This window comes from Polaribacter sp. Z014, from assembly GCF_023555435.1.
In the GTDB taxonomy this organism is placed as follows: Bacteria; Bacteroidota; Bacteroidia; order Flavobacteriales; family Flavobacteriaceae; genus Polaribacter.
The window spans coordinates 458,446-483,685 of the sequence record NZ_JALCZP010000001.1; the positions used below are offsets into that span (position 1 = coordinate 458,446).

Consider the following 25,240-nt stretch of genomic DNA (forward strand, 5'->3'; position numbering starts at 1 on the left):
ATATAAAAAGCGAGTTGTAAAACTCGCTTTTTTTGTGCTTTAAAGTTAATTGTTACTGCGTAACAAAATCAGTATCGCTTAAGGTGTTTAAAAATGAAATAAGGTTCTCTTTTTCATCCACTGTAAGTGGAATTTGATTATTGTTTTCTTTAAGAATCGGATCTAGATTATCTGCATCTAAAACGCCATTGTCTAAATAATCTAAGACTTCTTTTAAAGTAGCGAATTGACCAAAACTTCCGTAAGGTGCAGTATATGCTATATTTCTTAAAGATGGAACACGAAAACGCATTAAATCGTTTAATTCTAGAGTAACCCTTGTACGTCCTGTTTCTTCCTGATCAGGATTTATTGGAAACCCTATATTTCTATAACTTTGGTCGGTAAACAATTCTGTACTGTGGCAACTTGAACATTTATTTTTAAAGGTTTGATAACCTTTCTCTTCATTTACAGTGAATGTTACGCCTTCATTTCTTTTTACTTTATCGTATTTACTATTGGCAGAAATTAAAGTGTATTCAAACTGAGCAATACTATTAAAAATTCTATTTCCAGTTATATTGTCATCCCCAAAAGTTTTATTGAATAAATTGATATAATCTTCGTCTTGTTCAATTTTACCAATTACTTCTAAAATAGAGGAGTCCATTTCTTCGGGTGTAATTATTGGCACAATTGGCTGATCTTCTAACTTTGATTTACTGCCCTCCCAATTATACACTTGCATAAATGCCATGTTTTGCACAGGTGGTGCATTTCTAAGTCCAATTCGTCCTTCAATACCGATACCTTTTGCATTATGATCAGCAAAGGCATTTGCTTGTATATGACAACTAGCACATGAAATAGTATTGTTTGCACTCAGTTTTTTGTCGAAAAATAATTTTTGTCCCAATTCAACGCCATATTTTGTGGGTTTATTGGTGTAAAATGAATTGTTTAATGCAGGAAAATCTACAGGAATATTTATTGCTATTTCTGGATTATCAAAAACAAAGGGTTCATAAACATCTTCTTTAGTACAAGAAGATATTAATAGTATTATAAAAATATTCAGTAATAACTTTTTCATTTTAATTCTTTTAAAGAAGAGTCAGTTTTCTATATTATATTGAAAACTGACTCTTTTTATAGGTTTAGTTTTCTACACTTTCAATAGAAAACATTCCTTTAATGTCTGTATCGCCATTACCCGCCATATTATCAACATACTCTACCATTACATTAGGACTTACATGTTTAGTGGCAAAAGTTCCTGCAGTATAACCTTCCGTCGGAGTTTCTAAAGTAATTGTATTTGTTCCACTTAAAACCTTATTAAAATCTGCTTTAATAGTAATTGTAGGAGAATTTTCGCCAACCATTGCATCTGTAGATAAATCTAAAGTAATATCTCTATAAGCATTACGAGCATGCACATCTGCATTATTCCAAGTACTTTCATCATCTGGATCACCACCTAAAACACTACCAGTATGAATTGCTAAAGGAGCGTTGTCTGCGCCATAAAAACCTTCAATTTGTGCAAAACGGTATCCTGTTGCCCAGAACCAGTGTATTGATAAATCTGCATTATAAAAAGAAGGAAAAAGTTCTTCATCTAAAGTGTTTAATGCTTCTTTTATTCCTAAACCAAATTTAATTTGTGTGTAATTAGCTGTTGGAATATCATTCAAAACATATTTTAGTGTTGCTTCTTTAGACTGATCAATAATAGTAGCTCCTTCATCTAAATTTTGAGTATTGTAAGGAAATTCTACACCTTCTGCGTTTACAAGACGAATGTTACTTATTACGTATTTTAATTCAGAAAAATGATGTACTTGTCCTTCTGTAGAAGTGTTTGTTGTTGCTTCTGCAGATGTTGCATCTCCCAAAACAATTGTTGTTGCTCCAAATGTATTATTAAACTCTAATGTTACATCGTTGGCTACAGGAATACCGTCTTCACTACAAGAAATTATTGATAATGAGACTAATGCTGCTAAAAGGTACTTTTTTAAATTTTTCATTGTATTTAATTTTTGTGATTATTAATTGATTGTTTTTGGTTAAAAATTGATTTTTAAAGACGTAAAAATGTTACGTCCCATTCTTGGGATATTACCCCAATCTGCGTAGGTGCTGTAATATTCGTTTAATAAGTTTTCCGCACCTACTTGAAAAACTGTTTTGTAATTATTGATGTAAAAAGTATAATCTGCAGAAACATTCCAGTTTTTGTAAGATGGTGTTTCATCTTCTCCGTATTCCGGACTGTAATGCTGCTGCTTAAAATCGCCATTTAGTGCTGTTCCAAAACCGAATTTTTTATGAGAAAAATGCACCGAAGTTTGATAACTTAACGGACGAATAAATGGTAAATTCTTCTGATTATCATCTAAACCTCTTGCATAGGTTAACGTTCCTTTCCAATGTAATTTCTGTAAAATTGTGTACTTCGCATTCAGTGAGAAATTAAATAATGTGGCATAATCTAGAGAGGTATATCCTTTAACTCCTACAGATTGATAGTTCATAGGGCTCCCCAAACTTAAAATTCTACCAATTATATAATTCTGAATATAGAAGTAGTTTACTTTGGCATTGATACTTCCTTTTTCGTTTTCGAAGCCAGCACTCGCATTTACTTCATAGGAAATTTCATTTTTCAAATCCGGGTTTCCGATGTAATCATATCTATCGAAACTGTTATAAATATAATATCCATATCCTTCGGAAACAGAAGGCGCTCTATGACCGTAACCACCACCAACAGAAAAATTAAAATCACCTACATTTAAATGATAACTTGTATTTAAACTTGGTAAGAATCTTGTTTTTTCTTGTGGAGTTCCTGGGTGAAAAATCCAATTGAATTCTACATATTTAGAATAATTGTAATTGACACCTAGAGAGCCTCCAAAACTTAGTTGACTTGTATCAGAAATATCCCATAAATTACCTATTGAAAGTCCGGCATAGGTTGTTGTAACCCAAGGCCAACTGTAGGCAAACATAGTTCGCTCACTTCTGTCTTGCGGATACATACGCATCTCTGCAATAGATAAATTATTGTAGGCGTTCAATTGTACTTCGGATGATAGATTACCTTTTTGCAGGTTTACTTTAGAAACCAAACCATACGTTGTACTCCAACCAGGCATGTCCATGTGAACCAAGTTTTCCGGACGTGTGGTGTCATCCATATAATGTTCTATAGCATTAAAATACACTTTGGTATCCCACACTTTTACAATTCCTTTTTCAAAAAATTGTTTGTAGGCAACTGATGTAATTAACGCTCTAGACAAAGATAAATCCATTGGCAATGCAGGGAAGCCAACATTCTTTGCTCTATCAAAAATAGCGTCTACTCTTAAAGATGATAAATCACCCGTTTTGTAGGCTACCCCTAAAGAAGCGTTCAGTTTTTCGAACTGAGAATTTTGTACTTCATCATTATTTCCGTCTGAGTAATTTGATGCTTTTCTGTTAGAAATACTACCATCTACTACCCATTTTTCACTAGAATAAGAGGCGTTTGCAAGGTTAAAAAACTGTTTGTTGTTAAACTCAAAGCCAGTTTGGAAAGCACCTTTATAATTTTCCCCTAATTTAAATGCGGTACTTTTCCTTTTCAAATCGATGCTACCAGCTACTGTTGCTCCGTGCAAACTGCCCTCTTGTCCTGATTTTATATCAATATCAGATAAATTATTACTTTCTACATAAGATGTTATCGGATCCATTTTATCGGTACAAGCACCAAAAACATGCATGCCATCAATGGTAACTAAAGAACGTTCTGTACTCATATTGTTCAATAAAGGTTCCCAAGCGTAAGCGCCACGCTTTATAAAACTGATGTTGTCTGATGAGGCTAAAAATTCATCCACAGAAACCGCCATTTTCATGTCTGTTTCTATTTTCTTTTTTTTAGCCGCTACAATTATCACTTCCTCTAAGACGCCACCTAAACTATCTCTTTTTTTCTCAACAGTCTGTGCATTTGCTAGAGTTGCTAATAATAGGATTGCTATCGTTATTCCTTTCATATTTTTAAAATAAGATATCAATATGAAGTTCGCCTCTTTCTCCTTCTACTCCCGGAGTAAATTCGGTAGAAACTTCGTTTCCTTTTATTATTTGTTGGTTTTCATCTTTTAAAATGAAATTCAACGTCCAATTACCTGTCATTGTATAGTTTACAATTCCGTGATACAAACCATTATCTTGTTGTGTTAAATCTTCATTATTAGGTGATGAATGATTTCCCATAGAAGGTTCTGGCATTCTTGGATCTATGAACAAGGTGTAATTTTCTACAACGGAATAGGAAAACTGCGAAATATCAGGGAATTCTCCTGCAGCATTAGTTGGCTTATTGTATTTGTAAATACCAGCAACCAAATCGTTTTGTGCCACACGCGGACTTTGAGGTGCAACCAAAGCAATAAAATACTGCTCATTATCATTGCCTGTAAAAGCCGTCATGTTGAGGTTCTTGTTGATTTGCTCTTCCACAGAAATAACTTGATTCACCTTGTGCGTTTCATTACTATCTGTAAAATTGATATACAACTGCCAAGCTACTGTAGAACTACTCTCATTTGTAAATACAACATATCCCTCGAAATATCCTTCGGTTGCATTGTATGCTAGATTATATGCATGCGGACAAGAAGATTTATTTCCATTCGCATCGGTCATAATTGGTAAAAAAGTAATTTCAGAATTATCGATGTTCTCACCTGTTTCTAATTTGGTGATGTTTAAATGAATTTCATTATAACCTTTATACAAAGTACCATTTAAAGCTTCTATGCTAACGCTGTAATCTCCATTATTTATGACAGTTACCTCTTCGAATTCAATATATTCTGTAGTTTCTACTTTTAATTCCGCTTCGTAATCCGTTTTATCCAACGTACAAGAAGTTATTACAATAAGAATTGCAATTACAATTAGATGTAAATGTTTCATTATTTTATGACTGTTTTATTAAAAAACTGTTGAAAAACTAGTAGCACCAAATAGATGGACAATTACTTATTTTAAGAAAGCGTATTGTGCATTATAAGGCAAGTGCAATTGTTATAATTGCATTCTTACTACTAAAAAGAAATGGTTAAGAAACAGGCTTACCAAACACCATATAAAGAGCTTTTGTTTAAAAAAAAACTTAACTGTGTTTTTTTTTACTATTAATTATTTCTAATTGATAGCACATAACTAGATACCTAATTAAATATAATTAAGCACCAATTATTTGGTGTATTGCGTTTCTTAGTATGAAGAAATTAAGCGAGTGGTGGGTGAAAAATAACATCCGTATGATGGAATTTATACGTGTTATTATAGGAAATATTTATTTTTAAATTTTCGTCTTTAGGCAATAGAACAGCATCCTTATGAGTTATTTCTTGAAAATAAACAATAGAAATTTCTATTTTAATTGATTTATTTTTTTCATTACCGCTGTCTGAATCTCCTGCCTTCACAATTTGTTTTGCTAAATGACATTTTCCGTTACAGTGTAATTCTGGAGTATCTCTATTTTCACAAAGCTCATTTTTAATATAATCGTAAAAAGCTGCATATTCCAATAATGGAAGCAAGGGCTTAGTAAGCAAGAATAGCGATAGAAAGATTGCTGCAATTTTCACGCCGCGAATATCTTTCTTTTTTTTAATTTTTCCTAATAATTAATAAAGACAAACTTATCCTTTTATATTTGTTAATTATTAGTATGTATTTGAGCTATTTATCTTAGTAATCTTCCGGTAGTATTTCCTTCTAGAATATTCATTACTTCTTTTTCGTTTGCATAATTGATATCCCCTAAATAAGTGTGTTTAATGGCGCAAGCAGCACTACCAAACTCCATAGCTTTGTAATCATCAAATTTTTGTAAACCATGAATAATACCGGCTGCAAAAGCATCACCAGTACCAATTCTATCTATAATATGTGTAATGTCTAAGTCTAAAGTTTCTTTAAATTCTTTACCATTCCACATTCTTGCTCTTATTTTATGCCAAGAAGAATTAATGGAAGTTCTAATTTTATCAAACACTTTTTCTATTGTAGGATATTTTTCCATTAACTGTTTACTAGCTTCAATAAAATCTTCATTAGAATAAGAAAAATCGGTATCTAAAAGTTCATTAATTTCGTTAACACCACCAATAAAAATAGTAGAATAGTTCACTAATTCAGATAGAACTTCTCTTGAATCACCACCCCATTTCCATAAACCACTTCTGTAAGTTGGATCCACAGAAATTCCCATACCCTTTTTCTGGGCAAGAATTAACCCTTCTTTTAACGTTTCATAACCACCTTCACAAAGCGCAGGTGTGATGCCTGTCCAATGAAACCATTTTCCTTTTTCTAAAGACTTTTCCCAGTCTACCATTTCTGGTTGAATTTCAGAAAAAGAAGAGTGAGACCTGTTGTAAGAAATAGAACTTGCTCTCATAACAGCACCAACTTCTAAAAAATAAACACCTAAAGGTCTGCTAGAGCGAACAATTGCAGAAGTGCTAACATCAAATTTTCTTAGAAAAGAAATAGCAGTATCACCTATAAAATCATCAGAAACACATGAAATATGTTTTACATCTTGTCCAAAATTTGCTACAGAAATACCTACATTTAATTCGGTACCACCAAAATAAAATTCTACTTGGTTAGATTGAATAAATTTTTTGTTTCCTGAAGGCGAAATTCGCATTAAAACCTCTCCAAATGTGATTATCTGATTCATGTTAAAAACTTTTATAAAGCAAAGATACTTTATAAAAAATAATTAAAAAGCTGTTTTATTTTTAATTATTTTAAAGTATTGTTGAATATATAGTAACGGTAAAACCTTTGTGGTAAAGAGATTTGGGTTATTCTAATTTTTGAATATCTCTTTTGTTAAAAAGAAAAAATGAATAAAACACGCAAAATCACGTCAATTGGTTAACCAGTTTTACACAGGTTAAGTTAAAACCAAAACTGTAAATCAAAAGATAATAAATATGTAATTATGCTCTTAAAGATGTGATAAAACGAATAGTATGATTGTTAAACATTTCTGGCTGTTCTACATTAACAACATGCCCACAATTTTCAATTACAAAAAGTGATGCCGTAACATGTATTGAAACAATGTTTTTTATAGAAGGTAAAAACAGATGATCTTCGGCTCCCATTACGTATAAAGTAGGAATCTGAATATCTTTTGTTCTAAAAAAACGGAGTAAAGGATTGATTTCTGAAGTTAATTTAAACCAACGTAAAAATTCTTTTTGATATAATTTCTTCGCTTCGTTTACAAACAGTAATCTAGATTTTTTATGATTTTTCTTTGGCATAATAATAAACGCAAAGAGTTTGTACAACATCATATAAGGCACCACAGATTTAAAGATATTACCAACTTTCATTAAAACCTGAGAGCGGAAATTCATTTTTATAATGGCACCTCCCATAATCATGCTTTTTACCAACTCTGGTCTTTTTTCGGCAAGATTTCTAATTAAAATAGTCCCTAAAGAAATACCAATAAAATGAGATTTTTTAATTTTTAAATGATCTATTACTTCAACAATATCTGCCGTAATAGAATCAAAAGTATATTTTGCTTTAAAAGTGTCTTTTAGTGTTGGTTTGCTATCTCCATGACCACGTAAATCTAAAATTAAAACATTAAAATGCTTTTTAAAATCTCGTACTTGTTTAAACCAAATAGAACTACTACCTCCTGCTCCATGAACAAAAGTAACCCACTCTGTAGCGGTGGTATGCGAATATAAGTAGTAGTTTAACAAAGGTTTATTTTTAAATAAAATGAATAATTGAAATGCTAAAATAAGACATTTAATTTTGATGAAACTTTAAATTATTTATTAGGGTTTTTATTATTTATAAAAAACTGTTTTATTTTTTTTTGAATTTTTGTAGATTGCATAAATGGAAAAAGCTACACCAACACCAACAAATAGTAATAAGAAGAAATTTAATTACGACGATGAATTAAAAATATTGCACACAGAATTGGTGCACATGCAAGAGTGGGTTAAAAAGCAAGGATTAAAAGTAGTCATTGTTTTTGAAGGAAGAGATGCTTCTGGAAAAGGCGGAACTATAAAACGTTTTACAGAGCCTTTAAACCCTAGAATTTGTAAAGTAGTTGCATTGGGTGTTCCTACCGAAAAAGAAAAGTCGCAATGGTATTTTCAACGTTACGTGCAATATTTACCTGCCGCAGGAGAAATCGTATTGTTTGATAGAAGCTGGTACAACAGAGCAGGTGTAGAAAAAGTAATGGGTTTTTGTACAGATGATGAATATGATGAGTTTTTACGTTCTTGCCCAGAATTTGAACGCATGTTGGTAAGATCTGGCATTATTGTTTTAAAATATTGGTTTTCTGTTAGTGATGAAGAACAAGAAAGACGTTTTAAAAACCGTATTTCTAATCCTTTAAAAAGATGGAAATTTAGTCCGATGGATTTACAATCTCGTTCACGTTGGTTAGAGTATTCAAAAGCAAAAGATCAAATGTTTGCACATACAGACACCAAACAAGTGCCTTGGTTTGTAGTGAATTCAGAAAATAAAAAGAAAGCTAGGTTAAATTGTATTAGCCATATGTTAAGTAAGATTCCTTATGAACAAATGGATATTAAACCAATTGAGCTTCCGCCATTACCAGACGGTAAAGCGTATGTAAGACCACCAATGAATTACCAGACATTTGTACCAGAAAAGTTTTAGTAGCAAGGCGATAACCAAGGTTTTAAATCACTGAGGATTTCCTTGAAATAAGAAATATTTGTTACGTAAATAACCTCGTACCCATTGGTACGAGGTTGTTTATTTAATAAAAAAGGCGAGCATTTCTGCTCGCCAATCACTACTTGAATTAAGGGAACTATTCTACTATTAAAGTATATTGTGGTGTTGGGTTTAAAGGACAGAAATACACATATTCACCTTTCTTAAGAGTTACTTCTTTAGAGCTTTCTTTGGTGTTGTTTTTTACTTGTGCAGTAACATACGCGTTTTTAATGTGCGCTTTTACATCTGCTTTTGGAGCTAAAACAAAACCTACATTATGACCTACATTGTTGTTTGCTACCTCAAAAACATAAGTTCCTTCAGATAATGTAAGTTGTTTCTGAGTAAACTCACCCTTGGTTTGTTCTAATGAAACTGTTTTTACTTCTTGTGCATTTGTATTGAATGCGAAACCTAAAACGATTACTAAAATTGCGATTACTTTTTTCATGATTGTTGTGTATTACTAATTATTATTAAAATTGATTATGTATTAAATTGTTGCTACTTCTAAGGTTTGTGCTACCGGGAAATCTACTGCAACATCTGTTGTTTTATGAAAGTAGTTGGTAATGGTAATTTCTCCTATTAAGATAATTGCATCTGCTAAGTTTCCTTTTGTATATCCTGCTGCATATAAGTTTTCTACAGATTCTGGTGTTGCAGCTCCTCTGTTAATAGCTACACTTCTTGCAAACTTTGCTAAGGCGTCTAATTTTGCGTCAAAAGAAGCGTTTCCAGTTCTTAATTCTAAAATTTGATCTTCTGTAAAACCATTCATTTTACCAATTGCAGTGTGTGCAGATAAACAATACACACATTCGTTTACTTGACTTACCGCTAAGTTGATTACTTCTTTTTCTTTAGCTGAAAAACTTGTTTTTCCTTGCCCTATTGCTAAAAAGTTGCCTAATGCAGTTTCACTGTGTGCAAAGGCTGCGTATAAGTTGGGTACAAAACCTAATCCTTTTTCTAATTGGTTAAAAATTGCTTGGTTGTTTTCTGATACTTCGTTTTTTGTTGGTACGTTAAATGTGCTCATAATTCTATTTTAAATTGTTTTATTATTAATATTTTTAAATCTTCTTTTATATTATGCTTTGCATTCGCAAAGTTGTTGTTCTGGGTTTTGCTCCTCGTAGGTTTGGTAACCCCAACAGTTTGGGCATTGTGCGTTTTCTATTGTTTTCATAATTTTTGATTTTTTAATTGTTACTGTTTGACTCTGCAAAGATGCAACCGATAGTGACTTCAAAAATTGGACAAAAGTTCCTTTGATTTGGACTCGTTAAAAAGTTGCTTTTTTTTTGATGATTGCAGTGCTTATTTTAGTCTGTCTATTTTACTTCTTAAATTTCTTTCTGTAATTAAACCCGTATGTCTGTCTGCAGGTTCTCCGTTTTTAAAGAAAATTAGCGTTGGTATATTTCTTACGCTATACTTTGCTGCTAATTCAGGGTAGTCATCTACATTTATTTTTTTGATGATTACTTCGTCCTTTAATTCGTCTGCTAATTTGTTGATGGTTGGTAATAACGTTTGACAAGGTCCACACCATTCTGCATAAAAATCGAACAATACATTGCTATTGTTATCTATAATATTTTTTACGTCTATTTGTTCTAATTGAATTTCCATTTTTTCTTATTTTTTAGTTGCTGCTAACGCAGGATAAATTACTTGTTGTTGTGTGGTTATTGTTACACACTGCAAAGATGCAACCGAGATGAAGGTTTAAAAATGGACAAAAGTTCCTACTGTTTGGACTACGGAAAATAGTTGGCAAAAATGCACGCGTGAAGGATAGAGCAAGTTGTTTGAGCTCTTTTAAAGTTTGATAAAACTTTAAAAAGCGAGTTGCGAAAGCCTGACCTGATAAGGGCACGCCCAAGAAAATTAAAAAAATATTGAGTTAAGCCATAACAATAAACCACAGACTTGTCATTATGACAATAGGAGAAATCTCATAACAGTGATAATACAACACCAAGCAAACGTTATGAGATTTCTCTCAAAAGTTCGAAATGACAAAACTGAATGGAAAAAAATAAATCTTTTTACTACGTGTTTTAGAAGAAGTTTTTTATTGAAGCTGAGGTAAAATATAAACAGCTAATACTCCTTTTTAAACTGAAGAGGAGATTTAGAAATTGCTTTGGTAAAGAAACGTGTAAAATACGCAGGATCGTTAAAACCGAGTTCGAAAGCGATTTCTTTTACAGTTTTGTCTGTATAGATGAGTTGACGCTTCGCTTCTAATAAAATACGGTTCTTAATAAAGTCGGATGGCGTTTTTGCGCCTAACTTTTGAAAGTGTTTGCTAATCGATTTTGGCGAAAGTCCTAATCTGTTAGCGTAATCGGTTACGGAGTGCATGGTTCTAAAATTTTGTTCTACCAACAAACTAAAATCTTTAAAAAGACGTGTTTCGGTGTCTTCTTTAATTACATGATTCTCCTTTTTTACACGAACCGAAGAAATAATAAATTGCTTTAAATACGATTGTAACATATCATATTGTGCGGTTTCGTTTTGTTGAAATTCCTCAATTAAACTTTCTAAAATAAAGTTGAGTTTTGCCGTGTCCTTTTCACAAGGTTTTACAAACGGAGTTTCATAAATATTGTTGAACAGAATTCCGTTACACGCCACTTCTTGATCGTGGGTTTGTATGCAGTAAAAATCACGCACAAAAGTAAGTTTGTAGGCGGTTTTTATTTGCTCGGAATCTACCGTAAAAACTTGCCCTGGAGACAAGAAAAATAGCACATTGTCTTCAAAAGTATATTGTTCAAAATCGATATTATAGGTTCCTTTTCCTTCTTGAATCCAATAAATAGAGTAGGCGTTCTGTTGCACAGAATGATCTATGGTGCACGCTTTTTCAAACTGAACGGTACTTACAGAAAAGGTTTCTTTAAAGGAATACTTTACAATGTCTTGGACTGCCATATTTTGTTTTGTCTGTTGGTCGTAAAAATAGTTATAAACTTTACGTTTTATTTCTAAATGTAAAATTTATTCAATTTTAAAAATAAATAAATTTATTGACCTACATCAAATAATTTTACTTGAGACAATATTAATTTTGCTTTCATAAATTAAATATAATTTAAAATGGTACTTACAGAATTAGATACATTAAGAATGTTTGGTAATGATAGTAAAGAGCGATTAGAAAAAGCGCTTATACATCTTCAAAATGGAAATGGAATTATCTTAATGGATGATGAGGATAGGGAAAATGAAGGAGATTTGGTATTCTCTGCACATCATATGACCAATAATCAAATGGCACTTATGATTCGTAAATGTAGTGGTATTGTTTGTCTTTGTTTACCTAATGAAAAAGCAGATGCATTAGAGCTGCCTTATATGGTAAAAGAAAATACAAGTAGCTACCAAACTCCTTTTACAGTTTCAATTGAAGCCAAGGAAGGCGTTACTACAGGAGTTTCTGCAAAAGATAGGTTAACAACAATAAAAGCTGCGAGTAAAGAAAATGCTACAAGCAATGATTTAGCAAAACCCGGACATATTTTTCCTTTAAGAGCCAAAGACAATGGTGTTTTAGAAAGAAAAGGTCATACGGAAGGAAGCGTAGATTTAATGAAATTAGCGGGTTTAAAACCAGAAGCTGTACTGTGTGAATTAATGAACGATGATGGAACAATGGCGAAAATTGACACCATTTTAGAGTTTGCAAATGAACATAATTTGATAGTACTATCTATACAAGATATTATTCATTATCGTAAATTTGTAAGAGACTACAAATAGATGACAGACAATATAGAGCTCACGAATTTTATAAAAAAGAACATACATATTGATAATGAAGATTTGAAAATTGTGTTGTCTTATTTTAAAGCAATTAAAAAAAAGAAAAACGAAATTTTACTTTCTAATGGAAAAAATAGTCAGGTTAGTTACTTTGTAAAAAAAGGTTGCTTAAGGCTATTTTACATAAATGAGGAAGGAAAAGACGTTACGCGTTATATTGCTTTTGAAAATCAGTTTGCTACAGAATTGGTTAGTTTCATTACTAATGAACCTGCGCAAGAAACGATTCAAGTTATTGAAAAGAGTGAACTTCTATACATAACTCATGATGATTTTAGACATCTTATGACCATTGTTCCTAAATGGAAAGATTTTTATAGTATCTATTTAGAAAAGGCATATGTAAATAATTCTAAGAGATTAATCTCATTTACGACACTAGATGCATCAGAAAGATACAAGCAATTATTCAAGATAAATCCTAACATTGTAAAACGTTTACCAAACAAAATTGTAGCTTCTTATATTAATATTTCTCAAGAAACGTTGAGTAGGATAAAATCTAAAATTTAATTATAAAATGTGATCAAAACATGAATTTACGATGTCTTGAACTGCCATATTTTGTTTTGTGGTTGGTTGGTCGTTAAAAGTATTAGAAACTTTACGTATAATCTCATTTGCTTCTAAATTTTTTTAAATTACCTTTCAAAATTGTTAATTTAAGTCATTAAAACAATAATACACACTCTTAAAGCTATGAAGAAACTATCTATTTTATATGGACTCCTTTTTTTTACAATTCTCTTTTTTAGTTGTAGTAATGTTGATGATGAACTTTCTTTAAATGATACTTTTTTTGATGGTGCACAAACATCTGCAACAGATGCACAGTTAGAAGGAAAATGGTCTATTTATCAAATTAAATATGAAAAAAAAATAATTGATGTTCCAGCATCAGTTAAAAATTGTGGAAGGGACTTTTTTAATTTTCAGTCAGCAGAGAGATTTAAAGAATATGTTTTTGTAAATAGTGAATGTACACCACAAATAAGTGAATTAAACTGGTCTTTATCTAATGGAATTATAACATTTAATACTGGTTTAGAAACAGATCAATGGGTTATAACTGAATTAACAGCTAATCGTTTGGTTTTTAAACTTCAATTAGATGTTGATTCTGACGGAGAATTAGAAGTTTATCAAACAATATGCAATCGTTACGAACCCCCAACAGAGTTTTATTCTGGTAATTTTTTTTGGGATAGCACAGTAAGCAACCAAGATAAAATATTACTACAATGGGATGAGTATAAAGGTTATAATGAATTTGAAAAGTATGAGATTTATAGATTATCTGAAGGTTGTAATACTAATAACCTTGAGCTAATTACAACCATTACAGATGTTAATGTTGCCACTTTTGTAGACGAAAATCCCCCGGCTATAAATGAAGTTTGTTATCTATTTAAAATACATACAGATAAAGGTCTTCTAGAAAGTATTTCTGCTGTAGCACAAACAGATTATATTAAAGTACCTTCTGTTAATCTTTCTGTTCAAAAGTTAAATAGCGCTACCGTTAATCTTAATTGGGATCAATATGAAGGTTACTACTTTTCTCACTACAAAATAACTGTTCGTAACTACTCCTCAGGTTCTGGAGGTGGATACCAAGAAGAAGAATTAGCTTCTATTGACGATATTAAAACCACAAATTATTCTACAGAACTTCCTTATTTTAATAATCCTGTTTTTGTTATTTCTGTTTATAATATTTTTGGCTCTAGAAATGACTATGTAATTGAAGGTAATAATCAACAAACTACAAATTTTACAAGAGAAGAGATATTACCTGTAAATTCAATAAAATTTTTGGCCTTTTCTCCCGACGAAACAATATTGTACTATTCTGATAATTCTGATTTATACAGATATAATTATGCTACAAATACAGTTGAAAATTCTATTGAACTTAATAGTTCTTCAATTATTTTTATTAAAGTATTTAAATCATCTTTTGGGACTGAAGTAATTGTTAATATAGGTGGCACCATTGCTGTTTATGACGTCAATTTAAATTTTAAATACAATTTAAATCTAGAAGTAGACGTTTTTTTTAGTCCAGATCATCTTATTGTTAATGAAGATGGTTATTGGTTAGCTACTGATAGAGAAAAATTATATTCCTTTGCAAGGACAGGTAATAACTTAAAATTAATTAGTACTAATAATCTATACAACAACGATTTTAGTTCTAGTGAAATTAATATAATTGATTTAGGTGAGAACAGAATATTAGCAGCAAATAGAACAAAATCTCAAAATCTTATTGTCGAAATTAATTCTGATGGAGAATTATCAAGTAATTCTACTTTAGTTGACTTAAATATAACACCTCTATGGAAAAATAACTACCCATTTTCTAAGGCTAAGAGTTATCTTATAAATACAGGAAATAACACTGTATATGATACAAACAATTATAATCTAATATCAACTTTAAACCAAGATTTCTTTCCTACGAATATCAGCAATGATGGTTCGTTAATTTTAGGTACAAATAATAATCCAAATTCTTTTGGAAACTATTTTCATGAAAAGAAAGTTAGAACATTGAGTTATCCTTCGTTTGTTAAACAAGAGTATGAATCAAAAGGGTATCCACATTTTATTTTTCAAAATCATTTAGGACAGTTGATCTCAATTTCTAAAGGATTGGTTGGAGATCTTGATTTTAGTGCAGTAAAAAAAGATATATTTATTGAAGTAATTGAATAAAAAAGATACTTTGTTACAAAGAATAAGGTTAATTGTACATGCTTTTTATAATTAAACAATATTTACATAAAATTAAAAAGTAGATAACAATTAATGTGAGTAAATTTATATAAAAAACTCTCTTAAAATAAAAAGGGGTAAATGAATACATCATTTACCCCTTTTACAATTCATAGCAATTTTTAATTTCCCTTTTCAAAAGATTTAACTATTATAACAATAATATACTATGTAAAAAGATTAATTTTAAATAAAGAATACGCGATACTTTTGCGTATTCTTTATTTTTATAAAATTTATCTCCCTAATATAAATTTTATAATTACTGTTATTTAGAATTTTTTATTTTAAAAAATTAAATTTTGGTTTCAACAAAATTTTTTATAGCCATATTACCAATAATTTTTTTTAAACAATTCTACACTCCAAAAACCCAGTATTTAAATACCTTTCGGTTTTTGGATCTACACCTTAATCTCTCATAAAAGCAACATGTACTTTTCCTTTTCATCCATTGGATTAGAAAATATGGTACTAATTATAACAGACAAATCATCAGCAATATATTCGCTTTTCACATTCGTAGAATGTTTAAATTTCAACGCTAGCATATGTAGATTATAATTTTCAAAAATAGAATTGTCAAAAAGACAAACAAAGTCTATTTCAAGGAAAATTGAAAAGAGTTTATGAAAAATTAATTGTAGTAATTTACAATAGATTGAAGGTGTTCTTTAAAATTATCTACCACAGATTTTGGTGAAATAATTTTAATCCATTGGTTAAACTTTAGCATCTCCATTATAAACTCGTAATTTGGTTTGAGTTCAAGTTCAATCGTTCCCCAAATATCAGGATCAGCGTAATCTAACGCCTCTGAATTCCATTTTACAGGCTCAACAATAAGACGCTGACTAGCGTGTATTGGTTTACTTATCAGGTATTTTAAATGGTGATTGGCAACTTGTAGTATAATTTTCTCTGCTTTTGTTTCATCATTTAAAATACCAATTGCATCTTTAAAATAAGCATTATGATCAAAAGGAATTGCTTCTAACATTTTTCTTTTAAAGATTCTAATTTCCTGTAAGCGTTCATCTAAACAAAATGACGTAATTTTATCATCCACAGGGCAATACGCAAGTAAATACCAAGCTTTATCCTTTTCTTTTAAATGTAAAGGTTGAAAGGCTTTTTTACTAATTTCTTCAAAACAGTTATCATCATACCAGCCTTTGTAACTTATATGAATTACATACTTGTTTTCTATGGCATTAATTAGCCCTAACAAATCTAACTTACTATTTAAAGAAGATTTTTCTGTAGCTACACAAGAATGATTTTCTGATGCTTTTTTACTTATTAATAAGTGCTCGCATCTGTTAAAAATATCTGTAATTTCTTCGGATACATTACCACTTTTAACAAAATATCCATAGCCTCTTTTTAATGAAATATGAACGCCAAATTCATTTTTAATAAAATCTAAATCTCTATGAACCGTTTTTGAACTATTAGAATTTAATTTACTTAAAAATTCATTTTCAATAAATTCTGATTGTTTGTCCTGTAGTTTTTGTTGAAGTTCTTTATGTGTTACATAAAAATCATTATCTACACCAAAAGCTTTTGGATTTGTAATAATTTTTAAGATATAGTAGCGCCTTAGAAACTCTGGAGACATTTTAATAATTTAGGCTACAAGATTACAAAAAAAGTTTAATCTTTATACATTCAATTCTATAATAGATACCTGTGCTTTTTAGTAAACAAGATTTTCTTAATACAAAGTGGTTTATTGCCGAAAAATTGATTCAGTTACTTGTTGGTATCTTTATTATTCCTAAAATTTTTAATGCACTTGGTGTTTTAAATATTGGGAAACTTAAGTTTGCTGAAACATTTATTGCCTTTTTTGCACCTGTATTATTTTTAGGATTATCTGCAATTTGTATTCGAGAGATCATTTTTAATCCGAAAAAAACAAAAGAAATTTTAGTAACTGCGTTTTACTTACGTCTTTTTAGCTGGATTTTATTTTTTCTAGGACTTTTAATTTACAATTACTTTTATAGTAGTAATGAGCTATTTTGGCTCTACTTTTTAATTAGTTTTAGTTATTTTATAAGGATTACAGACGTTTTCGAATATTATTTTTATGCTATTAAAAAAACGAATTATATTTTTATAAGTAAAATTTCAAGCTTATTTTGTATTGTTTTGTTGCAATATTATGGAGTTGAACATCAACTTGGAATTCAATATTTTGCATCACTTTTAATTATTGATTTCTTATTGCAAGGAATTATTTACGGCTTTATTTTTATTACTAAAACGGCTATCAAACTTAAAAATAAATATTTTTCTGTATTGATGGCTAAATATTTATTAAAAAACTCTTATCCTTTAATACTTTCAAATTTATTAGTATCTCTCTACATTTCTATTGATGATTTTATTTTAAAATACTATTTTGGAGATGCTGCAATAGGTCTTTTCGCTACCATAGATTTTTTAGTTATAGCTCTTATTTGGAGTATTGGTTTTTCAATAATTAACGCATTATATCCATCTTTGGCAGAGTCTTATAAAACGGATATCAATATATATCAGAAAAAAATAAGTGCTTTGTATAAATACATGCTATTATTAGGGGTTCTAATAGGATTATTTTACACATTTTTTGGAACCTCTATTTTAACCACTTTTTTTAATGAAAGTTATGCTTCTATCGCTACGTCGCTAAAAATATTTAGTTGGTCGCCAATATTCATTTTTCTGGGAATGGTTTTTGAAAAACACCTCATCAATAGTAATCAACTTAAAAAAAATGTATATCGATTTATTATAGGTTGTTTTGTAAACTTAATTTTAGGCCTTCTTTTAATTCCTACTTACAAAATAATGGGAGCTGCAATTTCTATGCTTTTTAGCCATTTTATTACCAATTTGGGGTTTATAATTTTTGATGGTAAAAATAGAAATCATTTAAAATTTATTTTTCTTAAATAAGGTTAGAACAAGTCATAGTTTGCTGAAAATAAATATATAATCTAGTTATTTTTCTAATAAATCAAAGCCATTTCCAACAAGTATCAATTTATTCATTTGCAGTTTTCTTTTTCACCACTAAGTTAAAAAATATAAGCTAAAACTCAATAAAAGGTTCGTCATAAACTTAAATATTGATAAAACCTTTTCCTTAGATTTATTATTTCTTTAGATTTGAAAAAAAAATAGCTCAATGAATATTTTAGAACAAGTCGGTAAAAAGAGAACTATACAAATTTCTATTAGTATTCTTTTAGTCTCATTACATACAATTTACTTCTATCATTCAGCTAAAGATGAGTTTGATACAAGTAAATTTATGACTCAAATGATACGGTTTTCTTTAACAGTTGCCTTATTGTATTTTTTATACAAAGGACAGAAATGGGCCAAAATTGTTTCAATAATCCTTTTTTCATTAGGAACTTTGGGTGCAGTATTTGGATTCTTTGCAATTGATGCTAATATTATAAATAAAATACCATTTTTAGTAATGATATTTGTGTATGCTACGGCTATTTATCATTTCGCTTTTGCTAAAAGTTTTAAAGCTTTTTATAGTTATCAAAATCAACTTGAAAAAAGTTAGCTGGGTTTGCTTGATTTTTTCAAATTCAAGCCTACAAAAACTACTAAAGCAGGCAACACCCAACCCAAACTATGTTCTGCAAGCGGAATAAAACTTTTAATTCCGGTTAAGTTTTCTCTTGGAATGATAAAGCCTAAAAAATCTGGAATACTAAAGATAAAAGTTACAATTACAACACCTCTAAAAACCAATTTAGAAGCATATTTTTCTGGTACTACATTTAGTAAAATCAATACAATTGTTATTGGGTAGACAAACATTAATGCAGGCACAGCAACATCAATAATAAAACTCACATCATTACTACCAACAACGATTCCTATAAGCGCACAAACTAAGGCGGTAATTGTATAAGCAGTATTAGAATTATTACAGATTCCTCTTACATAATCTGCTGTTCCAGTTATTATACCAATGGCCGTTGTAAAACACGCTAAAGCAACCAAAACACTTAAAAAGGTGGCTCCTAAATGACCTAAAGTTTGTGAACTTAAACCAGATAGAATTTCAATTCTTGTCGCATTTTCTGCAAATATTGAAGAGAATAAAGATCCGCTTAAAATTAAACCTCCATAGATTAATAATAAACCAGCTCCTGCAATGATTCCTGCCTTGGTAATTAATTCTTTTTTTGCATCAAAAGTTGTGTGGCCACGTAAATTTAAAGAGATAATAATTACGGCTCCAAGAATTACACCTGCAATGGCATCGAATGTTTGATATCCTTCTAATAGCCCGTCTACAAAAGGATGTTTAAATCCTGAAGGAGTTATGCTTCCAGGAGAAGTAAAAAAAGCAATTCCTATAGTTGCTAATAGAATAGTGACAATTATTGGTGTTAAAAACTCACCAATTAAGCTAATTATTTTAGAACGATTTACTGCAAATAGAAATACCAAAACAAAATAAATAATACTTGTTACTAGTGCAGACGAATTAAAAAATGGTTGAATTGCTATTTCATGCGTTACGGCGGCAGTTCTTGGAGACGGTATAGCAATGGCAATTATGTAAATTAAAATACAATAAATAGTACTAAAAAGTGGTGAAACTTTTTTGCCGAAATCATACAAAGTTCCTTGTAATCTAGCGTGTGCAAAAATGGCTAAAACGGGAATAACAATTGCTGTTAATACAAATCCTAAAACTACAATCCACCAATCTGGACCCGCTTTTACTCCTAAAGATGTTGGTAAAATTAAATTTCCTGCTCCAAAAAAGAGTGAAAATAATGCAAAACCGGCAACCCAAATTTCTTTTGTTTTATTCAATTTAGTTTACTTTTTTCAAGTTTAAATGATTAAAGTCGAAACTAAAATCTGTAATTGGTGCAATAAATTTCATGGTTGCTCCGGTGGTGTTTCCTTTTTCATCAAAAGAAAATAGTACAAAAACATCGGCATCATAACTTCTATTGTTCCATTTAGCAACGTAGGTTGTTTGGTTGTAAGGTAATAATTCGCCAAATAAAGTAGCCGAACGCTCACATTTTATACTGTAAGAGTTTCCATCATTAGAAATGATGATATTTCCAAACCAAGCATCGTTATAAGTTCCTACAATTTGATTTGGTTTCGGTAAGCTTTTATCAGTTTTAGCTAGTGCTACTTTACTATATACACTTGCTTTTATACTATCGTTGTATTTTAAATATTTGGTATTATTGGTTCCTAATTTTTCTAACCAGTTTCTGTCTTTATAACCTAAATAAGAATCTTTAATGGTATTTGTAACGGTATTAAAAGCACTTCCGTTCATTTGGTTGGTTAACACAACAATTGCCAAATCTAAATCTGGAATCATGGTAAACTGAGTAACGGTACCAATTAAACCACCTGTATGATATACTTGTTTGTATCCGCCTTTTACATCGGTTAAAAACCAACCTAAACCGTAACCTCTAAAATTAGAATTATAAGAATCATTTTTTTCTACTTTTAAAGGAGTTTGTAATTGCCAAAGTTCATGAAATTGTGTTTCACTTAACAAACGTTTTCCGTTTTCGGTTACACCGCCATTCATTAAGAATTTTGCCCACGTAAGCATGTCGTTTACGTTACTTACAATTCCTCCAGCAGGATTTGCTGTTTCGCTCCAATCATGCGGAATCTGAATTACTTTACCATCTGCTCGCGTATGTGCATCAATAATATTTGTTCTGTTTGTAACTCTATTGTAAGACGCTTTACTATTTGTCATTCCAACAGGTTTCATTATCTTAGTTTCAATAAACTCTTCCCAAGTAAGTCCGCTTATGCGTTTTAAAACTTCACCAGCAATAATAAACATATTGTTGTTGTATTTAAAATCGGTTCTAAATTTACTCGATGGTTTTAAATATTTTATATTCTTGATGATATCTGCCATAGTAAAATCATTGTTTTCTGGTAAAAACATTAAATCTCCAGCCCCTAAATCTAAACCACTTCTGTGCGTTACTAAATCTCTAACTGTAAAATTTTGGGTAATCCAAGCATCGTACATTTCAAATTCCGGAATGTATGTACGCACTTTATCATCCCAATTTAGTTTTCCTTCATCTACCATCATTGCCAAAGAAAAACAAGTAAACCCTTTACTGTTAGAAGCAATGCCAACCAAGGTGTTTTCATTCATGTCTTTTTTAGTGGTTAAAGAACGAACTCCGTGTCCTTTAGCATATACTATTTTTCCGTCTTTTAAAATACCTACAGAAATACCCGGAACATCAAAAGTTTTTAAGGTTTTTTCTATTAGATTATCTAGTTTTTTTTCTGGTATTTGTGCGTTTAATGTTAATGAAATAACGAAAAGTACAAGAAGAGTTACTTTTTTTAAAAACATAGGATTTGCGGTGTTAAATTCAGTTCAAATATAGTAAATACTTTATGATGTTTATCGATTGTAAAAACGAATCAAATACTATCTTTGTTAAGATGATTTTAGACTATAAAAACGCAAATATTTTTTATACAGATCAAGGAAAAGGAACTGCTGTAGTTCTTATTCATGGTTTTTTAGAGAATTCCACTATGTGGGATAAAATTGTTCCTGAACTCACTAAAAGAAACCGAGTAATTACTATTGATCTATTAGGTCATGGAAAGTCTGATTGTTTAGGCTATGTCCATTCTATGGGGTTATTTGCAGAAACTGTAGAAGCTGTTTTAAAGCATTTAAAAATCAGAAAATATATTTTGGTTGGCCATTCTCTAGGAGGTTATATTTCTTTAGCTTTTGCCAAAATTAATCCTTCTAAAATAAAAGGATTGTGCTTGTTAAATTCAACTTCTAATGAAGATTCTGAAGAACGAAAAAAAATAAGAATTAGAGCAAATAAAATGGTTCAAAATAATTTTGAATCTATGGTGAAAATGTCGATTTCAAATTTATTTAATCAAGAGAATTTATTAAAATTTAATAAAGAAATTGAAGCTGTAAAAAAAGAAGCTTTACAAACCTCTTTGCAAGGTTATGTTGCTGCGAATGAAGGAATGAAAAATCGTGAGAACTTAAATCAATTTTTAAAAGAAAGTAATTTTAGAAAGTTGATTATTGTTGGAGAGAAAGATCTTGTTTTAGATTTAGATTCTTCTAAAAAAGAGGCTAACAAAACAAATTCTGAGTTAATTGTTTTTCCTGACGGACATATGAGTCATATTGAAAATAAGATTGCACTGATTTCTACCTTAAAAAAATTTATAAAAAGCTGCTAATTTTAACCTTTATTTTATCATTTACTGTAATTTTATAAGAATTTGTTCGACTATCTTTAAAAATCAATCGAATGAAACATTTTCTACTATTCCTTTTTTTAGGGGCTTCCACTCTTTTATCTGCTCAACAAATAGATTATAACACTAAAAAAGGTTTTGTGGCGGATGGCTATGATGTGGTCTCTTACTTTGTAGATCATAAACCGGTAGAAGGTAAAAAGAAATTTATAACGACTTATGATGGTGCTAAATTTCAATTTTCTTCAGAAAACAATTTAAAGATGTTTACGGGAAATCCTAAAAAATACATCCCACAATGTGGTGGTTTTTGTGCTTATGCAATTGCTACTAGAAATGAAAGAAAAGAGATAGACCCAGAAACTTTTGAAATTAGAGATGGTAAATTATATTTATTTTACAATAAATGGTTTTCAAATAAACTAGAAAGTTGGTTAGAAGAAGATACAGCAAAACTTCAAAAAGATGCAGCTAATAATTGGGCAAAATTAAAGAACAAAAAAAACTAAAATGAAAAAAATTTCAATTCTTTTTTTATTGATTTCATTCACCGCCTTTGCACAAAAAAATAATTATAATACTAAAAAAGGTTACGTAGTAGAAGGTTATGATGTGGTTTCTTATTTCGATAATATTGCAGAGAAAGGAAATAAAAAGTTTGTAACAAATTACGATGGTGTGCAATTTAAGTTTGTATCTAAAGAAAATTTAGAAATTTTCAATAAATCACCTAAAAAATATATTCCTGCTTATGGAGGTTATTGTGCATACGCCATTGGGGTAAAAGGAGAAAAGGTTTCTATAGATCCGGAAACTTTTGAGGTTAGAGATGGAAAATTATATTTATTTTACAATTCTTGGGGGATAAATACCTTAGAATTATGGCAAAAAGAAGGGGCAGAGATGCTAAGAGATAAAGCAGATAAAAACTGGTTAACAATTAATGAATAATGAATAATGAAGATTGAAAGCAATATCGGGGGATGTTGTGAATGTTGTAGCAAAAAAAAGAGCTGAATTTATTCAGCTCTTTTTTATATTTATCTCTTATGTCATTTTGAAATGAGCATTTTTAGCGATTTAGAAATTTCTTTGGCTAGCGCTTTTACTTTCCGTCAAAATTACTTTAAAATTTAGTAATGTTTGGAAATAGAATCTAAATAGATTCGTGTTTTATTCAACAACTAGTAGATAATATGTTTTTTTACCACGTTGTAATAACACATATTTATTTGCAATTAAATCTTCTTTCGTAATAGAATAATCTTCTTTTACTTTTTCTTTATTTACAGAAATTGCATTTTCCTTTAATGCTCTTCTAGCGTCTCCGTTAGATTTTAAGAAGTCTGTTTTAGCTGCTAATGCACCAATCATATCTAAACCCTCCTCAATATCTGTAGTAGATACTGTTGCTTGTGGTACGCCATCAAAAACATCTAAAAATGTTTGTTCATCTAAAGACTTTAAATCAGAAGCCGTAGATTTACCAAATAAAATATTAGAAGCTTTTAAAGCATTTTCATAAGCTTCTTTACCATGTGTTAAAATAGTAACTTCTTCCCCTAATTTTTTCTGTAACAAACGTAAATGCGGATTTTCTTTATGCTCAGCAATTAAGTTTTCTACAGTTTCTTTGTCTAAAAATGTAAACTTTTTAATAAAGTTCTCTGCATCTTCATCCGAAGAGTTTAACCAATATTGGTAGTATTTGTATGGAGAAGTTCTATCTGTATTTAACCAAACATTTCCGCCTTCTGTTTTACCAAATTTGGTTCCGTCTGCTTTTGTTACTAAAGGAACGGTAATTGCATACGCTTTTCCTTGTGCTTTTCTGCGAATTAATTCTGTACCTGTAGTAATATTTCCCCACTGATCAGAACCACCCATTTGCAGTCTACAATTTTTTTCTTGGTATAAGTGATAAAAATCGTATCCTTGAAATAATTGATATGTAAATTCGGTAAAACTCATACCAACAGAAGATTCAGAACTCAAACGTTTCTTCACAGAATCTTTAGCCATCATGTAGTTTACAGTAATATGTTTCCCTGTATCTCTTACAAAATCGATTAATGAAATATCTTTCATCCAATCGTAATTGTTTACCAATTCTGCTTTGTTTTCTGCATTAGCATCAAAATCTAAAAAACGTTCTAAATTCTCTCTAACACCAGCAACATTTTTTGCCAAAGTAGCTTCATCTAACAAATTACGTTCTGCAGATTTTCCAGAAGGATCACCAACCATACCAGTTGCTCCACCAATTAATGCAATAGGATTATGACCTGCATTTTGAAAGTGTTTTAAAATGAAAATTTGCACCAAACTACCAATATGTAGTGAGTCTGCAGTTGGGTCAAAACCAATATAACCGGCTGTTTTATTTTTTAATAAATAGTCTTCTGTATCTGGCATAATATCATGCAATAATCCACGCCAGCGTAATTCTTCAACAAAATTTGTCATTATAAGTCTAAATTAATTCAATTCATAATACGAATGTCAA

General features: G+C 30.2%; 24 protein-coding genes. 9 read left to right on the forward strand and 15 right to left on the reverse strand.

The window, feature by feature from the left end:
* Positions 1 to 52 precede the first annotated feature (52 nt).
* The 7 genes from MPF19_RS02130 to MPF19_RS02160 form a co-directional block, all read right to left on the reverse strand.
* The gene (locus MPF19_RS02130) at positions 53 to 1,075 is read right to left on the reverse strand and encodes a cytochrome-c peroxidase (protein ID WP_249986571.1); all 1,023 of its coding nucleotides are present in this window, start codon (positions 1,073 to 1,075) and stop codon (positions 53 to 55) included.
* A gap of 64 nt (positions 1,076 to 1,139) precedes the next feature.
* The gene (locus tag MPF19_RS02135; RefSeq protein ID WP_249986572.1) at positions 1,140 to 2,015 is read right to left on the reverse strand and encodes an MbnP family protein; all 876 of its coding nucleotides are present in this window, start codon (positions 2,013 to 2,015) and stop codon (positions 1,140 to 1,142) included.
* 39 nt (positions 2,016 to 2,054) lie between these two features.
* Complete coding sequence (locus MPF19_RS02140; protein ID WP_249986573.1) at positions 2,055 to 4,040, reverse strand: TonB-dependent receptor plug domain-containing protein; 1,986 nt, start codon at positions 4,038 to 4,040, stop codon at positions 2,055 to 2,057.
* A gap of 4 nt (positions 4,041 to 4,044) precedes the next feature.
* Positions 4,045 to 4,968 (reverse strand): hypothetical protein, encoded by a 924-nt coding sequence (locus tag MPF19_RS02145; protein ID WP_249986574.1) that lies wholly within the window; start codon positions 4,966 to 4,968, stop codon positions 4,045 to 4,047.
* 317 nt (positions 4,969 to 5,285) lie between these two features.
* A complete protein-coding gene (locus MPF19_RS02150; protein ID WP_249986575.1) occupies positions 5,286 to 5,603 on the reverse strand; it encodes a hypothetical protein in 318 nt (105 codons plus the stop codon).
* A gap of 146 nt (positions 5,604 to 5,749) precedes the next feature.
* Positions 5,750 to 6,754 (reverse strand): sugar kinase, encoded by a 1,005-nt coding sequence (locus tag MPF19_RS02155; RefSeq protein ID WP_249986577.1) that lies wholly within the window; start codon positions 6,752 to 6,754, stop codon positions 5,750 to 5,752.
* 265 nt (positions 6,755 to 7,019) lie between these two features.
* Positions 7,020 to 7,805 (reverse strand): alpha/beta fold hydrolase, encoded by a 786-nt coding sequence (locus tag MPF19_RS02160; protein ID WP_203392714.1) that lies wholly within the window; start codon positions 7,803 to 7,805, stop codon positions 7,020 to 7,022.
* Between the two features lie 142 nt (positions 7,806 to 7,947).
* Here MPF19_RS02160 and ppk2 point away from each other — a divergent pair, with 142 nt between their 5' ends.
* Positions 7,948 to 8,754, forward strand: a complete 807-nt coding sequence (ppk2, locus tag MPF19_RS02165; RefSeq protein ID WP_249986578.1) for a polyphosphate kinase 2 — start codon at positions 7,948 to 7,950, stop codon at positions 8,752 to 8,754.
* A gap of 157 nt (positions 8,755 to 8,911) precedes the next feature.
* Here ppk2 and MPF19_RS02170 read toward each other — a convergent pair whose 3' ends face one another.
* The 4 genes from MPF19_RS02170 to MPF19_RS02185 form a co-directional block, all read right to left on the reverse strand.
* Positions 8,912 to 9,268, reverse strand: coding sequence for a cupredoxin domain-containing protein (locus tag MPF19_RS02170; RefSeq protein WP_165731561.1), 357 nt, complete (start codon positions 9,266 to 9,268; stop codon positions 8,912 to 8,914).
* Between the two features lie 42 nt (positions 9,269 to 9,310).
* Positions 9,311 to 9,859 (reverse strand): carboxymuconolactone decarboxylase family protein, encoded by a 549-nt coding sequence (locus MPF19_RS02175; RefSeq protein WP_249986579.1) that lies wholly within the window; start codon positions 9,857 to 9,859, stop codon positions 9,311 to 9,313.
* 281 nt (positions 9,860 to 10,140) lie between these two features.
* Positions 10,141 to 10,455, reverse strand: a complete 315-nt coding sequence (gene trxA, locus MPF19_RS02180) for a thioredoxin (protein WP_249986580.1) — start codon at positions 10,453 to 10,455, stop codon at positions 10,141 to 10,143.
* 474 nt (positions 10,456 to 10,929) lie between these two features.
* Positions 10,930 to 11,769 carry a helix-turn-helix domain-containing protein gene (locus MPF19_RS02185; RefSeq protein WP_203392710.1) on the reverse strand — a complete coding sequence of 280 codons (840 nt, stop codon included), beginning with the start codon at positions 11,767 to 11,769 and terminating at the stop codon, positions 10,930 to 10,932.
* A 165-nt stretch (positions 11,770 to 11,934) separates the two neighbouring features.
* Here MPF19_RS02185 and ribB point away from each other — a divergent pair, with 165 nt between their 5' ends.
* The 3 genes from ribB to MPF19_RS02200 all read left to right on the forward strand — a co-directional run bounded on the left by ribB (position 11,935) and on the right by MPF19_RS02200 (position 15,381).
* Positions 11,935 to 12,597: a 3,4-dihydroxy-2-butanone-4-phosphate synthase gene (ribB, locus tag MPF19_RS02190; protein WP_203392709.1), complete on the forward strand. Its 663-nt coding sequence runs from the start codon at positions 11,935 to 11,937 to the stop codon at positions 12,595 to 12,597.
* Entirely contained in the window at positions 12,598 to 13,173 is a 576-nt protein-coding gene (locus MPF19_RS02195) for a Crp/Fnr family transcriptional regulator (RefSeq protein WP_249986581.1), read from the forward strand. It begins immediately after the preceding gene.
* A gap of 186 nt (positions 13,174 to 13,359) precedes the next feature.
* Positions 13,360 to 15,381, forward strand: a complete 2,022-nt coding sequence (locus tag MPF19_RS02200; protein WP_249986583.1) for a hypothetical protein — start codon at positions 13,360 to 13,362, stop codon at positions 15,379 to 15,381.
* Positions 15,382 to 16,078: 697 nt separating this feature from the next.
* Here MPF19_RS02200 and MPF19_RS02205 read toward each other — a convergent pair.
* On the reverse strand, positions 16,079 to 17,065 hold the full coding sequence (locus MPF19_RS02205) for a helix-turn-helix transcriptional regulator (protein ID WP_249986584.1): 987 nt from the start codon (positions 17,063 to 17,065) through the stop codon (positions 16,079 to 16,081).
* A gap of 71 nt (positions 17,066 to 17,136) precedes the next feature.
* On the opposite strand from MPF19_RS02205, the gene MPF19_RS19400 reads away from it, so the two are divergent.
* Positions 17,137 to 18,393, forward strand: a complete 1,257-nt coding sequence (locus MPF19_RS19400; protein WP_349666053.1) for a flippase — start codon at positions 17,137 to 17,139, stop codon at positions 18,391 to 18,393.
* Positions 18,394 to 18,625: 232 nt separating this feature from the next.
* A complete protein-coding gene (locus MPF19_RS02215; protein ID WP_249986586.1) occupies positions 18,626 to 19,021 on the forward strand; it encodes a hypothetical protein in 396 nt (131 codons plus the stop codon).
* Here MPF19_RS02215 and brnQ read toward each other — a convergent pair.
* Positions 19,018 to 20,292, reverse strand: a complete 1,275-nt coding sequence (brnQ, locus tag MPF19_RS02220; RefSeq protein ID WP_249986587.1) for a branched-chain amino acid transport system II carrier protein — start codon at positions 20,290 to 20,292, stop codon at positions 19,018 to 19,020. The genes MPF19_RS02215 and brnQ overlap by 4 nt on opposite strands.
* Before the next feature lies 1 nt (position 20,293).
* A complete protein-coding gene (locus MPF19_RS02225) occupies positions 20,294 to 21,844 on the reverse strand; it encodes a serine hydrolase (protein WP_249986589.1) in 1,551 nt (516 codons plus the stop codon).
* Between the two features lie 92 nt (positions 21,845 to 21,936).
* Between MPF19_RS02225 and MPF19_RS02230 the strand changes: the two genes are divergently transcribed.
* The 3 genes from MPF19_RS02230 to MPF19_RS02240 all read left to right on the forward strand — a co-directional run bounded on the left by MPF19_RS02230 (position 21,937) and on the right by MPF19_RS02240 (position 23,685).
* On the forward strand, positions 21,937 to 22,716 hold the full coding sequence (locus MPF19_RS02230) for an alpha/beta fold hydrolase (protein ID WP_203392702.1): 780 nt from the start codon (positions 21,937 to 21,939) through the stop codon (positions 22,714 to 22,716).
* A gap of 71 nt (positions 22,717 to 22,787) precedes the next feature.
* Complete coding sequence (locus MPF19_RS02235) at positions 22,788 to 23,243, forward strand: YHS domain-containing (seleno)protein (protein WP_203392701.1); 456 nt, start codon at positions 22,788 to 22,790, stop codon at positions 23,241 to 23,243.
* A 1-nt stretch (position 23,244) separates the two neighbouring features.
* Positions 23,245 to 23,685, forward strand: coding sequence for a YHS domain-containing (seleno)protein (locus MPF19_RS02240; protein ID WP_203392700.1), 441 nt, complete (start codon positions 23,245 to 23,247; stop codon positions 23,683 to 23,685).
* A 222-nt stretch (positions 23,686 to 23,907) separates the two neighbouring features.
* Here MPF19_RS02240 and tyrS read toward each other — a convergent pair whose 3' ends face one another.
* On the reverse strand, positions 23,908 to 25,200 hold the full coding sequence (gene tyrS / locus MPF19_RS02245; protein WP_249986590.1) for a tyrosine--tRNA ligase: 1,293 nt from the start codon (positions 25,198 to 25,200) through the stop codon (positions 23,908 to 23,910).
* Positions 25,201 to 25,240 lie beyond the last annotated feature (40 nt).